General features: G+C 61.9%; 13 protein-coding genes and 1 tRNA gene. 8 read left to right on the top strand and 6 right to left on the bottom strand.

What is annotated here, in order from left to right:
* Positions 1-40: 40 nt before the first annotated feature.
* On the bottom strand, positions 41-616 hold the full coding sequence (gene dcd, locus AB4Z15_RS02730) for a dCTP deaminase (protein ID WP_216927188.1): 576 nt from the start codon (positions 614-616) through the stop codon (positions 41-43).
* Between the two features lie 134 nt (positions 617-750).
* Here dcd and AB4Z15_RS02725 point away from each other — a divergent pair, with 134 nt between their 5' ends.
* Positions 751-2757 carry a CAP domain-containing protein gene (locus AB4Z15_RS02725; RefSeq protein WP_442015956.1) on the top strand — a complete coding sequence of 669 codons (2007 nt, stop codon included), beginning with the start codon at positions 751-753 and terminating at the stop codon, positions 2755-2757.
* Between the two features lie 15 nt (positions 2758-2772).
* Here the strand turns inward: AB4Z15_RS02725 and AB4Z15_RS02720 are convergent, their stop codons facing one another.
* Entirely contained in the window at positions 2773-3216 is a 444-nt protein-coding gene (locus AB4Z15_RS02720; RefSeq protein WP_442015955.1) for a hypothetical protein, read from the bottom strand.
* A 215-nt stretch (positions 3217-3431) separates the two neighbouring features.
* Here AB4Z15_RS02720 and AB4Z15_RS02715 point away from each other — a divergent pair, with 215 nt between their 5' ends.
* The 5 genes from AB4Z15_RS02715 (at position 3432) to AB4Z15_RS02695 (ending at position 7110) form a co-directional block, all read left to right on the top strand.
* Positions 3432-4958: a M15 family metallopeptidase gene (locus tag AB4Z15_RS02715; protein WP_442015954.1), complete on the top strand. Its 1527-nt coding sequence runs from the start codon at positions 3432-3434 to the stop codon at positions 4956-4958.
* A gap of 80 nt (positions 4959-5038) precedes the next feature.
* Positions 5039-5112: transfer RNA gene (locus tag AB4Z15_RS02710), tRNA-Gly, on the top strand.
* 146 nt (positions 5113-5258) lie between these two features.
* Complete coding sequence (locus tag AB4Z15_RS02705; RefSeq protein ID WP_442015953.1) at positions 5259-5720, top strand: nuclear transport factor 2 family protein; 462 nt, start codon at positions 5259-5261, stop codon at positions 5718-5720.
* An 83-nt stretch (positions 5721-5803) separates the two neighbouring features.
* Positions 5804-5938 (top strand): hypothetical protein, encoded by a 135-nt coding sequence (locus tag AB4Z15_RS02700; RefSeq protein ID WP_442015952.1) that lies wholly within the window; start codon positions 5804-5806, stop codon positions 5936-5938.
* Positions 5935-7110, top strand: coding sequence for a N(5)-(carboxyethyl)ornithine synthase (locus AB4Z15_RS02695; RefSeq protein ID WP_442015951.1), 1176 nt, complete (start codon positions 5935-5937; stop codon positions 7108-7110). The genes AB4Z15_RS02700 and AB4Z15_RS02695 overlap by 4 nt, the downstream gene beginning before the upstream one ends.
* A gap of 83 nt (positions 7111-7193) precedes the next feature.
* On the opposite strand, the gene AB4Z15_RS02690 is transcribed toward AB4Z15_RS02695, so the two are convergent.
* Positions 7194-8579 carry an MFS transporter gene (locus AB4Z15_RS02690; RefSeq protein ID WP_442015950.1) on the bottom strand — a complete coding sequence of 462 codons (1386 nt, stop codon included), beginning with the start codon at positions 8577-8579 and terminating at the stop codon, positions 7194-7196.
* 156 nt (positions 8580-8735) lie between these two features.
* On the opposite strand from AB4Z15_RS02690, the gene AB4Z15_RS02685 reads away from it, so the two are divergent.
* Positions 8736-9590, top strand: a complete 855-nt coding sequence (locus AB4Z15_RS02685) for a LysR substrate-binding domain-containing protein (protein ID WP_223934726.1) — start codon at positions 8736-8738, stop codon at positions 9588-9590.
* A 277-nt stretch (positions 9591-9867) separates the two neighbouring features.
* Positions 9868-10641 carry a sugar phosphate isomerase/epimerase family protein gene (locus tag AB4Z15_RS02680; protein ID WP_442015949.1) on the top strand — a complete coding sequence of 258 codons (774 nt, stop codon included), beginning with the start codon at positions 9868-9870 and terminating at the stop codon, positions 10639-10641.
* A gap of 70 nt (positions 10642-10711) precedes the next feature.
* Here AB4Z15_RS02680 and AB4Z15_RS02675 read toward each other — a convergent pair whose 3' ends face one another.
* From AB4Z15_RS02675 to AB4Z15_RS02665, 3 genes are all read right to left on the bottom strand, one after another.
* Positions 10712-11434, bottom strand: coding sequence for a hypothetical protein (locus AB4Z15_RS02675; RefSeq protein WP_442015948.1), 723 nt, complete (start codon positions 11432-11434; stop codon positions 10712-10714).
* Positions 11424-12110 carry a helix-turn-helix domain-containing protein gene (locus tag AB4Z15_RS02670; RefSeq protein WP_442015947.1) on the bottom strand — a complete coding sequence of 229 codons (687 nt, stop codon included), beginning with the start codon at positions 12108-12110 and terminating at the stop codon, positions 11424-11426. The genes AB4Z15_RS02675 and AB4Z15_RS02670 overlap by 11 nt, the downstream gene beginning before the upstream one ends.
* A 155-nt stretch (positions 12111-12265) precedes the next feature.
* On the bottom strand, positions 12266-13306 hold the full coding sequence (locus AB4Z15_RS02665) for a LacI family DNA-binding transcriptional regulator (RefSeq protein ID WP_442015946.1): 1041 nt from the start codon (positions 13304-13306) through the stop codon (positions 12266-12268).
* Positions 13307-13321: the final 15 nt, after the last annotated feature.

The raw sequence follows: 13321 nt of genomic DNA, 5'->3' as shown, positions 1-13321 counted from the left end.
GCGCCTGACGATCAGGGCCTGACGCCCAGCCGGTTTCCGCTTAGATGGCTGTGCGGTGGAAATTCTGGTGGCTTCGGCTGGCGGTTGGTCCGCGCTGGCCTTGGTAGCGGTTGCCGTACTCACCGGAACCGTAGGGGTGTTCCGCTGAGGATGTCAGGCGGAAGAAGCACAGCTGGCCGATCTTCATGCCCGGCCACAACTTGATAGGCAGCGTCGCCACGTTGGAAAGCTCCAGCGTGACGTGCCCTGAGAAGCCGGGATCGATGAAGCCCGCGGTGGAGTGCGTCAACAAACCAAGCCGGCCGAGGGACGACTTACCTTCGAGGCGGGCAGCGATGTCGTCGGGCAGGCTCACTGTCTCGTACGTTGAGCCCAGTACGAATTCACCCGGGTGCAGGATGAAAGGTTCATTGCCTTCAACCTCCACCAGCCGGGTCAGCTCGGGCTGCTCCTCGGCGGGATCGATGTGGGCGTATTTGTGGTTATCGAAGAGCCGGAAAAACCGGTCAATCCGCACGTCCACGGAAGACGGCTGAACCATCGCGGGATCGTACGGTTCAAGGACAATCCGTTGGGAGTCTATTTCGGCACGAATATCGCGGTCAGAGATCAGCACAGCATCAAAAATACCCCATGCCTTGTCCGGGCCATGCATTGTCCGGGCCGCCCCATGGGACTATAGTTCCCGGACATGTAAAGCCGCGCCCGTACTTGGGGGCAACGAGCATTCGCGGGGTAATTGTGGGGAAATTGTCAGCGCCTGCGGCTATCGTGCTGGCTGGCGCGCTGGCCATATTGGTAGCCGCGTCCAGTCAAATCCTGCCAGCGACAGACGCCGTACCGGGCGGCGGCACTACTTCTTCGGGCAGTGTTCCTTCCGGCCTCAAGGCCCCTGCAACCAGTACGACGCCGGACCCCGCACCTTTGGGGCCGACCCCCGCGGCCAGCGAAGAAGCCAACGCCGAGCCTTCGCCAGGGCTGGGTTCGGGGACCAGCCTCGGTTCAGAAAATGGTGCGCCGACTAGACCGATTGCGATAGATCCGACTGTTGAGACGCCCCCTCCGGTGCCGAACATCGGACCCTCATGGGGTCCGGACAATCCTTCCTCGGACGGCACTCCCTCCGGCCCTGAGGCCAACGAGCCACCCGCCCCAAGTCCTCCCGCCGCGTCTGCACCGTCGTCGGCTTCCCCCACCTCCGTTCCAACGCCAACAGCGCCTGCCGTAGGACCTGGCCCGTCGGAGTCACCGACGCCAACAGCGCCACCGACTCAAACGCCGTCGCCAACACCCTCACCAAACCAAACGCCGTCGCCAACACCCTCACCAAACCAAACACCGACGCATTCACAAACGGCACCCGCGCCGTCACCAACGCCTGTCACACCCACGCCCACTCCATCGTCAACGCCGGTCACACCAACGCCAGCCCCCACGCCCTTCCCCGGCAAGACCCCGAGCAGCGATGCGGATCCGGACAACGGTGCCCTCGCGCTTCTCCCGGACGACAACACCGCGGCCATCCTGACCGTGTTCAACGCGATCAACAGCTACCGCGCTTCTCTGGGCCTGGCCCCGGTGAAGTATCACGCCACGGTGGCGAGCATGGCGCAGGAATGGTCGAACAGCATCGCCAGCCGTGAAGTGATCCAGCACCGGGCGAACTTTTGGACGGATCCGCGGGCGCTGAACCCGAACAACGGCGCTGGTGAGGTCATTGCTGTCCGATGGGATCGTGACGCTGCCCAACTGGTGGAGTGGTGGAAGGGCTCCCCCGGTCACGACGCCCTGCTGCGTGATCCACGCTTCAATGTGATGGGCATTGGAATCACGTACACGGATGGCAATTGGCAAACGACTCCCAACCGCTACACGCTGTGGGGCGTGGTCAATTTCTTCGGCTACACCACGCTGCCTGCCGGAACCACCACGCGGCCCGGCGGGACGGTTACGCCGCCCACGGATCCTGTGAGTGTGTGCGAACCCGGCGGCAAGTACCAGCCGCCTACCGTGAATCTCAGCGCGGCAGCCATCGGCAGCGCTGCAGACCTTGTATCCATCAGCTCGGACGGAACGGTGTATTCCTACCCGTCCTTGGGTAACGCCAAGTACGGCACGGCCCGCAAGATCGGAATCGGTTTCACCGGGCTCAAGGAGTTGTTCGTATCGGATTGGGACCGCGACGGCGTCTTTGACCTCATCGCCCAACGTCTGGATGGAGCGCTCCTGGTGTACCCGGGCAGACAGTCAGGTGGCTTCGGATCGCCGGGAGTCCTGGGCCAGGGGTGGGAGTCCCTGAACATAGCCGTGGGTAATTGGTGTGCAAACAACCGCCTGCCTCAAATTGTGGCCATGGATGCATCCGGCGGGCTCTGGTTCTACAAGAATTCCGGAATGACATACATACGAACCCAGGCGGCAATCGGAACAGGCAACAAGGCCGTCCGGCTGAGCATGGTGGACTATAACGCGGATGGTTTCCAGGATCTCCTCACGGTGGAGCCCAACGGATACCTGAGGCTGTACCGGGGCACCGGGTTGGGCACCCCGAAGCAGGAGGCCAGGCCTGTGGTGGGTGCGGCGTGGACCGACTACACCGGTTTGCGTTCACTTCAAGGAGTGACCGGCGCAAACACCGCGGGCGTCGCGGGCCTGGGCACCAATGGAGTTTTGGAGTATTGGGACCTCACGTCGGGAGGACTGACGACGCCGGTGATCATCGGCAGCGGTTGGAGCGGCTTCAAGCTCGCCCAGTAGGGAACCGCCCAGTAGTCAAACCGCCTGGCCGGACTCGATGACGGTCTTGAGTTGCTCCAACTGGGCAACTTCACTTTCCATGGTTTTCTGGATCATGCCGTTCATGAGTTTTTGCAAGCCCTTGGGGTGGTACTCCAGGGCAAACCTGAGCCGGGTGGTCTTGCCCTCGGTGCTGAGGTAGTAGCCGCCCGTGGGCCGGGCGGGTCCGGCCACCACTGCGAAGCGCACTTCTGCGCCCGGCCGGCCCTCGGTGATCTGGAAGTCAGCCGCGATCGGCCGGCCTCCCGGGCCAGTGAGCGTCTGCTGATAGACCGCGCCCTTCTGGCCGCGCACCCCGGATCGAACCGATATGCTGCGGATGCCGGAACGCCAAAGGGAGTTGTTCATGCCATCCATCAGGAATCCATAGACGGTCATGGCATCCCTGCTGATCACCACTTCGTAAGCTGCAAATGCCACGGAAACCTCTTTCGGCGTACGGTTCGAATGTCGTAGCCCGGTTCCCCATACACTGCAGCTAACACCTTCAGAATAGTCAGCCTCGCTTGCCTGCGACACAAGACAAACGAGCCTTGACCGAATGGTTACCTGGCGGCGTATCTGAGACACAGCTGACACATAGTCCCGGGCCGGGTAGAGTTCGTGCCGCTGGCAAAAACCAAATTGGGGGCGTAATGCGAGTACTGAAACATCCGTTTGTCCACGGCAATGCACGACGGCGACTGGCTGCTTGCGCGGCATTCCTCGCCATGGCGGTGGCTGGCGGAGTCATCACGGCGGCGCCTGCGTCGGCACTTCCAACAACGGCACCCTCGGCAGCGGCATCTACGGTGGCATCCACAGTCGCGAACAAAGTGGCAGTGCCCACCACTGTGAATCCCCTGCCAAGCCTGGACCCCATCGGTAACCCTGCAAGCTTCTCTGTCCTGGTCAATAAATCCAGGCCGCTGAATCCAGTCAGCTACGCCCCGAACGACCTCATCAATGCCCGTGGCTCCGGCCAGTACATGCGGGCCGAGGCCGCCGCATGGCTAAATGGTTTGTTCCAGGGAGCAGCCGATGCTGGTACCGGCGGCCTGTCGATCGTGAGCGGCTACCGTTCGTATGCCCAGCAGCAGGAGGTGTACGCCTACTACAAGGATATTTACGGCGAGGAGATTGCGGACACCATCTCGGCACGTCCCGGGTACAGCGAACACCAGACGGGCCTCGCCATGGACATCGGCAATGCTGCTGGTTCCTGTGGCCTAAGCACCTGCTTCGGAGACACGGCGGCTGGCAAATGGGTGGCAGCGAACGCACACAAATACGGCTTCATCGTCCGGTACCCCAACGGCTACACGGGCACCACCGGGTACAGCTATGAGCCGTGGCATCTGCGGTACGTTGGCGTAGCGCTGGCCACTGACATGAACCGTCGCGGATTCCCGACGCTGGAGCACTACTTCGCTGGAAAACCGGCAGCCGCCGCCAGCATCAAGTCCGGCGCCGACCTCGTAGCTGCCGACTCTTCAGGCCGGATGCTGCGTTACCCCGCGACGGCGGCAGGCGGGTATGGGGCGCCAGTCCAGATCGGTTCGGGATGGACGGGTTTGAAGCAGGGCTTCGTGGTGGACTGGGACATTGATGGCGTGTACGACATCCTTGCGCAGTGGAACAACGGCGTCCTGGGCGTTTACCGCGGCCTTCCCGACGGCGGCTTCGCTGGCCAGGTTGTCGTGGGCAATGGCGGCTGGGATCGCATGACCATTACCGTGGGCAAGTGGACGCACGCGCACCCCCGGCCCGGCGTCGTCGGGTATTTTTCGGATGGTGTGCTGCGCTACTACCCCAACACCTTCGGCGGTGCGCTGAGCGCTCCGCAGGTCATCGGCAAGGGCTGGAACGGCATGGAACTGACCATGGCCGACTGGGAGGGCGACGGCGCCAACGACATCCTGGCGAGGACAGCTTCCGGATCTTTGGTCAACTATCGGGGAGACGGCTGGGCTGGTTTCTTTGGCCCGGCCACCACCGTAGGCACGGGTTGGCAGTACATGCGTACGCTCCTCCCGAGCTTCGGGCTGACCGGTGCGGGCACTCGAGGCATCACTGCCCAAACTGCTGATGGCAACCTCTACAATTACGGCCTCGGCAGGGGTTCCTGGACCACCTACGCCCAGGTTGGATCCGGTTGGAACAGCTTGAAGCTCTTCAAGTAGACATGGCGTTTGCGCCTGTCATGAGGACCGCCGTAACTGCGCTAAGCTAGGACTCGCTCCGGCGAATAGCCGACAGCGACGCGGGCGTAGCTCAATGGTAGAGCGCTAGCTTCCCAAGCTCGATACGCGGGTTCGATTCCCGTCGCCCGCTCCATCATGACCCCTTGCCTCCGGGCAGGGGGTCATCTTGTTGGGAATTACGACGGGCGGCACTCATCAGATAAGCCCCCGCACCCGTCGACCCCGGCCGTCCCCGAGCCTAAACTCGTAGATACATCCACCTATCCGGGAGGTCCCCCAATGACTCTCACCGACGATGCTGAAGCGGCTCCCCTCGCCGTCATCCACCGCCTGCTGGAAGCCACGAACAAGCACGATCTGGAAGCCTTGGCCGAATGCTTCGCGCCTGGCTATGTCAATGAGACGCCTGCCCACCCCACCAGGGGCTTCACGGGCAGGGACGCTATCCGTAGCAACTGGGAGCAACTCTTCACAGGAGTGCCGGACATCAAGGTTCGAATGGTGTCCCACAGCGTGACTGGCAACCAGGCGTGGACCGAGCTGCACATGCAGGGCGCGTGGCGGGATGGCACGCCACATGAGCTCACGGGCGTCATCATTTTCGGCGTGGAAGAGGGCGTCATTAACAGTGCCCGGTTCTACATGGAGCCTGTGGAGCACTTCGTCCGCGTTGACGACACCGCGGATCGCGTCAGCCACCGTGTGACCCATGGTCGGCCCGCCGTCGAGCCTGCGCAGTGAGTCATCCCGATACACAGCGGCTCAGGTGCTGGGTGTATCGTCAGGAGTCAGGAGCCATTTCGGCTCCGCTCTAGGGAGCGATCATGGGCGACAAATCACCGCGCCAAGCTGCATCGAAGAAGTCCAGTAAATCCATCAAGGAAAAGCGCGCGGACAAACGGGCTGCCGACTCGCCCGACACTACGGCCGCGAAACCCGCAACCGGCAATAAAAAGTGATTGGGGCGCAAAGTCCGCTAAGCATTGGCGTCCTGGGTTCTTCGCTGAAGCCCAACGAGCAACGGCTACCGATCCACCCGGAACATCTTGAGCGCATCGCTCCGGAACTGCGCCAGCGGCTGCACCTTGAATATGGCTATGGCGAACGCTTTGGTGTTTCGGACAGCAAACTCGCCGGGCTCGTCGGCGGACTGGGCACACGGCGAGAGCTTATCGCCCAGAACGACATTATTCTGCTGCCCAAGCCGCAGGCCGAGGATCTTGCTGAACTCCGGGACGGGCAGACCCTCTGGGGTTGGCCACATTGCGTTCAGGACGAGGCCATCACCCAGCTCGCGATCGATAAAAAACTAACGCTGATCGCGTTTGAAGCAATGAACCACTGGGCTGCCGATGGCGGTTTCGGACTTCATGTCTTCCACAAAAACAACGAGCTTGCCGGATACTGCTCTGTGCTGCATGCGTTGGCTTTGACCGGTTCCACGGGTGATTACGGCCGCCGTCTTACCGCAGTGGTTATCGGTTTCGGCGCCACTGCCCGAGGCGCCGTGACAGCGTTGAACGCTCACGGCGTCCATGATGTCCAGGTGCTGACCAACCGCGGTGTCGCCGCGGTTGGATCCCCGATTCACTCAGTGCGGATCGTGCAGTTCGACCACGACAACAATGCACCATTCCTGAGCGAAGTCATCACAGACGGGGGCCGCAAGCCACTGGCCCCGTTCCTTGCTGCCGCGGACATTGTGGTCAACTGCACCTTGCAGGACCCAAACTCGCCGCTGACGTACCTGCGGACCGAGGACCTGGCCGATTTCCGGCCGGACAGCCTGATCGTGGACGTGTCCTGCGATCCCGGCATGGGATTCAGCTGGGCAAGGTCCACAACATTCGATGAGCCCATGTTCCGGGTGGGCGGGCATGTGAACTACTACGCCGTTGATCACAGCCCCTCCTACCTGTGGAACTCGGCCAGCTGGGAGATCAGCGAGGCCTTATTGCCATTCCTGGAGACAGTGGCCGCGGGTCCTGACGCATGGGACGCCAATGAGACGATCTCCCGCGCGATCGAGATTCGCGACGGCGTCATCCGCAACCCGGATGTGCTCGAGTTCCAGGGACGCTCCGCGGAGTACCCCCATCTGCCGACTGCGGTCCAAGCGCCCGTAGCCTAAAGGCTCCACCAAAAAGGCAGTGCATGCGGCTTCACCGCAGGCACTGCCCTTTTGTTTGCATGCGGTTATGCCGCTTGCGTCCGTTATGCAGTCTGTGTGCGGTTCACAATCCGGAGCACACGACGCCTGTCCCGCAAGTCCACTTTGATATGCAGGGAGGCCTTCCTGGCCAGCACGACGGCGACCACGGCCGCCGCCGTTGCCGGCACACCGCCAGCCACCAGGATGGCCAGGTGCGGACCAAGGTGCTCAGCGAGCCAACCCATCACTGGGCCGCCAATTGCCTGGCCGCCGATGAGCACCACTAAGTAAAGGCTCATCACGCGGCCTCGAATGCTCATGTTGGAACTGGTCTGCACCATCTGGTTTGCCGCGGTGAGGAACATGAGGCACCAGAATCCGGCCAGGACCATCGAGACGCTGAACCAGACCATCGACGGCATCACGGACGATAGGCATAGCATCAGGCCGTACAAGCCTGCCGACAGCACCACCGACCGCAACCGAAGCTGACGACGTCGAGTGGACGTCACAGCGCCCGTCAGTGCACCGAGCGCAACCATCGCGTTCAGCAGGCCGTAGCCTCCGGCCCCGGCGTCGTACACGTGGTCCGCAAAGGCGGCCAGCAGCACCGGGAGGCTCATAGCGAAAACGGCCACGAACCCGGCCATCAACCATGGCCAGTAGATGGTGGGTTTGCTGAGTGCGTACTGGAGGCCTTCGCGCAGCATGCCCTTCTTGCGCGGCGTCGGTCGGCTAAGGTGCAGCTGGTCTTTGCGGAGGATCAGGAGCATAGTCACGGTCGAGCAGCACGCCACGGCATTGGCCGCGAATGCCCAACCAGCGCCCACAGCAGTGAGCAGCCATCCCGCGAGTGCCGGGCCGATCAGGCCACCGAGCTGGAAGGTTGTTGAGTTGACGCTGATGGCGTTGCGCAGGTACTTGGGACCGACGAGTTCATTGACAAATACCTGCCGCGCGGGCTGGTCCAGGACGGTCACAAAACCCAGGACCAAGGCTATTGTGTAGACGTGCCAGACTTCTACGCGCTGGCTGAGGGAAAGCGCCGCCAATGTCGCAGCCAGCAGCGCTGCCGCGGACTGGCAGATGATGAGGATCTTTCGTTTGGCGAAGCGGTCGGCCATCATGCCGCCCCACGGGCCAAGGAACAACGACGGCATGAACTGCAAGGCCACGGTAATTCCGACGGCGGTGACGGAGCCGGAGAGCTGAAGCACCATCCAGTCCTGGGCGATGCGTTGCATCCAGATCGCAATCACGGCAATGAAGTGGCCGATTGCGAAGATCCTGAAGTTGGGTACCTTCAGGGAGATAAAGGTGTGCCGCCAGGGCAGCTTTTCGCTTACGACGGCGAGTGGCTGGGTGACGGTGTCCGGCGTCTGCGGCGCGGACAGGGAATCGATGACGGGCTGGCTGACATTTGCCGCTGAAGGCGGTGGGGGTGCCAAAGGTAGTCCTCGGATCGAGAGTTTCGGTGGGATGCCTTTAACGCTATGGTTGCCAGCAGCAATTATGGAAGCGTATTACGCCTATAACTAGCATTGCGGATCGCAATGAGGCTCCCGCACTTCCGCAGCAATTCGACCCAGTGCTTGAGGAGTTCCGTGTTTGAACCTGTCCAGCTCCGCTCCTTCCTTGCCGTCGCTGAAACGCTGAGTTTCACCAAGGCGGCCGAACGATTGGGGCTTGCCCAGCCAACAGTGAGCCAGCACGTCCGCAAGCTCGAAGCCGCCGCCAAGCGGGTCCTGGTGGCCCGTGACACCCGGGAAGTCCGACTGACGGACAACGGCGATGCCATGGCCGGGTTTGCCCGAAGTATCCTGGCAGCCCACGATTCCGCAGCACGCTACTTTTCCGGTTCTGCAATGCGGGGCCGCCTCCGGTTTGGCACTGCCGACGACCTCGCCATCACAGGCCTCCCGCGGATCCTGCGCGAATTCCGGCAACTTTATCCCCAGATCAACCTCGAACTAACCGTCAGCCAAAGCGACCAACTCTACAAACGCCTCAACGCCGGACAGCTGGATCTCGTGTTCGTGAAGTGGGTGGCTGGGGCCAAGGAAGGCACGGTTGTTCGGCATGACAACTTCGCGTGGGTCGGCGTTGAGCAAACAGTTCTGGAACCCGGGGCGCCCGTGCCGCTGATTGCCTATCCCGCGCCAAGCCTGAGCCGGAAGTTGGCCATCGACGCTTTGGAAGCGGCGGGCCGCACATGGCGCATCACGTGCAGCACCAAGCAGATCAGCGGTGTGCTAGCCGCAGTCCGGGCGGGTATTGGCGTTGCCGTGATGCCCGCATCCCTGGTCCCCGAGGACCTCAAAGTCATCACCCAGCGTTTCGACCTCCCGCCCGTGGGAGACGTCGACTTCACCTTGATCCGGAATCCCTTGGCCAACGCTGAAGTCATCGATGCACTTACCCAGGCGATCATGGGGAGGGCGCTGAGTAAGTCGAACTAACGGCTACCCGAAAACCGAATGGGTGTTGTGTGTGGCATGATCCCTGTCCACGTACGGACGTACATGCCCGAACTCATCGAGATATGCAATCAGCACCACTGACTCCCCCATCGTGCTCTTAACGCAAGAACCCACGCACAATGGCGTGGGCTCTTCGAAGTGGCGCGCAATCCATTGTTTCAGGAACCGCTACCGAGACAATAGTAGGCAGGGCTGCACGAGCAAGACAAACCGTTCGGCTTACACATGGTAAGCGCATTCCGGCTATCCTGAACCAATGATCGACCTCACTACGTTGGCGGACCTCACGCCCGGCATTTGTTCCGTCACCCTACGGGAGTCGGGGATTGACGACGTCGTCCGTATTTCTTCCGAAGCAGGCTTGGCAGGCATCGAGTGGGGTACGGATGTCCACGTCAGTGACGCCGCATCCGCAGTGCACGCCAAGGAAGCAACGGAAGCTGCTGGCCTCACGGTCCTTTCGCTTGGCTCCTACTACCGCGCCGCCGACTTCGGCGATTTCGGCCCGACATTGGAGCTGGCGGCGACCTTAGGCGCACCTCGAATACGCATCTGGGCTGGGGAGCTTGGTTCGGCAGACGCTCAAGACAGTCAGTGGGACGCTGTCGTAAAGGACGCGCAACGGGTGGCAGACCTGGCGGCCGAGCGAGGAATAGCCATCGCCTTCGAGTATCACGGCAACACCCTCACCGACTCCCCCGAAACAACGCTTGAGCTCCTGCGCCGCGTAAACCATCCCAACCTCGGCACTTACTGGCAACCCGCCGTCGGGCTTTCCGACCAACAAGCGCTTGACTCGCTGCATCGGGTGTTGCCTCACGTCGTTGGGGTCCACTGCTTTTCCTGGGGCCCTCAGGCCGAACGGTTCCCGCTCCGGAACAGGAAGCTGTTGTGGCAGACAGTGTCCGACGCACTGCGGGGAAACGGCAAGGACATGGACATCATGTTGGAGTTCGTTGAGGATGACCTCCCGGACAATGTGCTCAACGACGCAGCATTCCTGCACACCATCACGCTCGGGGAAGACTAGCGCCAACCTGATTCAAAATGCCGTTCGTGAGCGTTATTGCGGACCGGCTAGTCCCGCCGTCCGTCAACACCTAGTTCAGCGAGATTCGCAGGCGTTCCACGCCCTCGGCACCTTCCGGCACTAGTTCCATGAGCTCCGGTTCATTGGCAAGGCGACCAAGCATGTTTGCGAGATGGTCCCGCTCAGCGCGCTTGTAGGTGACGTTACGAAGGTCAGAGGCTCGGACAACAGAGGCCAAGGTAAGGAAGTCATCGATGTGTCGTTGCCGTAGGGGGTCATTGATGATGGTCAGCGCTCCCGCTTTGCCGATGAGGCTGCCGAGGATCGTGGGCCGGTTGACCTTGCCGGACGCTGATCCCGCTTGAACTTCGACGGTCTCCGAACGGTCGAGAGCTTGTTGGCTGGCGGGGGCAGCAATCGTGGTCCCGCCGCTAACTCCGCGTCGCTTCTCGGCTCGTTCACCCAGATGGCGCGGAATGAGGACATCCACCAAAGCCTCGCCGCGCTCCCATCGATGCTGGTAGCCCTCCAGGGATACTCCCGCGGATTCGAAGCCGAGCTTCACTAGGAGTTCAGTGAAATCGTGAAGCATCGTGGGGTATGTGCGGATGTCCAACGCCATATCGGCGTCCTTGGTGGGTCGCACGTCCCGGGCACCACGTTCGACAGCGTGCAGGAAGACCGCTTGACCGCCGACCAGAACCCAACCCTGCGGCATTGCACTATGGATTTCGAAGACAGCCTGCCATGCTTCCTGCTGTTCGATGAACATTGCGGGAAGTTCAATCGGCATGGACGCTCCTGAGGATTTCGCGTGCGGCTTGTTGTTCACGAACACCGGGCCGTTCGGCCAGGTCTGCCGCCACCACTAGTGGGGGAAGTTCGTCGGGGACTTGCTCGGCGGCGCGGAGGATTACATTCGGCCTCTTGCCGGGGAATGGCTCAACCAGGAACCAGTCCTTGATGACGGCCTTGAGTTCGTCGCGTCGCACGTAGGCTTCAACCTCTGAGGTGGCCAGCAGCCCAGAACGCGGGTGAGAGACTCCGGAAAGGTGGATTCGCTTGTCCCCCCGAAGCTCGGCGATGTCGTCCGGGCTGGAAGAGAACTCGAATTTTTCGGCGCGATTGGGCAGCCATGCTGCGAGAAGCTTGAGTAAGTCCGAGGAGTCCTGCAGCCGGTTGATGCGCTCTTTCAGGCGATGCTTCTCGACCGGCGAGGGTTCGAAGTCATCGAGGAGAGAGGACCGCGAGCTGTCTTCCCGGAAGCAGGATATGAGTTGCCAGGCACTCCGTTCGGACAGGGGCCGGCCAGCAGGCTTACCAGGCCGGTACTGGACAGCGTCGGCTTCGTCAACGATCCAGCGTCCGCCGACCCGTTGGCCCCGAATGCGTCCGGATTGGACGAGCTGCCGTGCTCGGCTCTCGTTGACGTTAAGGCGCTTCGCCAGCTCGGGGATACTCAATGCCATTTCATAATCCTAGCGGTATCGCTATGAATATGTAATCAGCTCGCACTTGCGTCGATTACATATTCATAGCGTTATCGCCACAAATGTGTAATCACCGGATGCCGTCAGCTAACCAGAGCCACCGCTTAGGCCCGGGCTGGGTGCTAGGGCACCAACTAACCCGCCTGGCTCTCCACGGGAAGCTCCGTGCTTCGGCGGAGCTTGACGGAACCAACCACAGGGCCGCCCTCCGGGTCGCCGGCCGCAAGCCTTCCAATGTCCTCCAGCGGCAGATACACCGTGGACAAGGCGGGACGGAAGTCCCGCAGGGTTTCGATATCGTCAAAACCAGCGATGTTTGCGTCACGCGGAATCCACACGCCCTCCGACCGCAGGGCGGCGGTCACACCGATGGCCATGACGTCGTTCACCGCGAAGATGCAGAGGCGCTCGTTGGAGGCCTTGATTCGTTCGGCCAGCGCAAGTCCGGCATCGTATCCTCCCGCACGGTTAAAGCCTGTTCGGATAACCTCGGCGCGGGGCCGGCCGGCGTCGGCGAGTCCGCGCTGGAAGCCGCGGATTCGGTCATCGGAGGTAAAGAGTCCCTCAGGGCCGCCAACAATGACGAAGGCGCCCTCATGGGAGGCAGCCAACTCGTCAGCAAGCTCCGCGGCGAGGTCCTCGTTGGGCACCTCAACTACGTGGTAGCCCTCGTCGGCAGTGGAGCCCACGATCGGGTGGCCCACTACGCCGACATGCCCGCCATTACGGCAATAGCGGTCCAACTCGGCAGCGAGCTCCAGGTTGCTTTGCTCGTCCTCGGGCCGTGCCGAGCGTGAACCCGCAATGACAATTGAATCTGCGCGACGGGCAGCGAAGGCTGCCACGGCTTCACGCTCATCCGAAGGGGCGCCGGACGTGCTGGCCAACAGCACCATACGGTTCTGTTGGCGGGCTGCCTCCTGGACGCCGCGGGCAATGGCGGAAAAGTAGGGGTCGGCGATGTCGTGGACAATCAAGCCGATGAGCCCTGAGCTGGACTTTGCGAGCGCCTGGGCTTGGGCATTGGGGACGTAGCCGAGCTTTTCCGCAGCCTCCCGGACTCGCTCCGCAATATCCTCTGCGGGTTTACGGGTGGAACCGTTGAGGACACGGGACGCTGTGGCCAGGGAGACCCCTGCCAAACGGGCAACTTCACTTAGTGTGCTGGCGGCCACGAGGCCCTCCTTTTC

The organism is Paenarthrobacter sp. 2TAF44, assembly GCF_052114885.1.
In the GTDB taxonomy this organism is placed as follows: domain Bacteria; phylum Actinomycetota; class Actinomycetes; order Actinomycetales; family Micrococcaceae; genus Arthrobacter.
Note: the sequence above shows the minus strand (reverse complement) of the source record. Positions and strands in the feature narration are given on the sequence as shown.

Excerpts from the sequence above, each read along its gene's own strand:
- AB4Z15_RS02715 (WP_442015954.1), top strand. The coding sequence starts at position 3,432 with ATGCGAGTACTGAAACATCCGTTTGTCCACGGCAATGCACGACGGCGA.
- AB4Z15_RS02705 (WP_442015953.1), top strand. The coding sequence starts at position 5,259 with ATGACTCTCACCGACGATGCTGAAGCGGCTCCCCTCGCCGTCATCCAC.
- AB4Z15_RS02700 (WP_442015952.1), top strand. The coding sequence starts at position 5,804 with ATGGGCGACAAATCACCGCGCCAAGCTGCATCGAAGAAGTCCAGTAAA.
- AB4Z15_RS02680 (WP_442015949.1), top strand. The coding sequence starts at position 9,868 with ATGATCGACCTCACTACGTTGGCGGACCTCACGCCCGGCATTTGTTCC.
- AB4Z15_RS02675 (WP_442015948.1), bottom strand. The coding sequence starts at position 11,434 with ATGCCGATTGAACTTCCCGCAATGTTCATCGAACAGCAGGAAGCATGG.
- AB4Z15_RS02670 (WP_442015947.1), bottom strand. The coding sequence starts at position 12,110 with ATGGCATTGAGTATCCCCGAGCTGGCGAAGCGCCTTAACGTCAACGAG.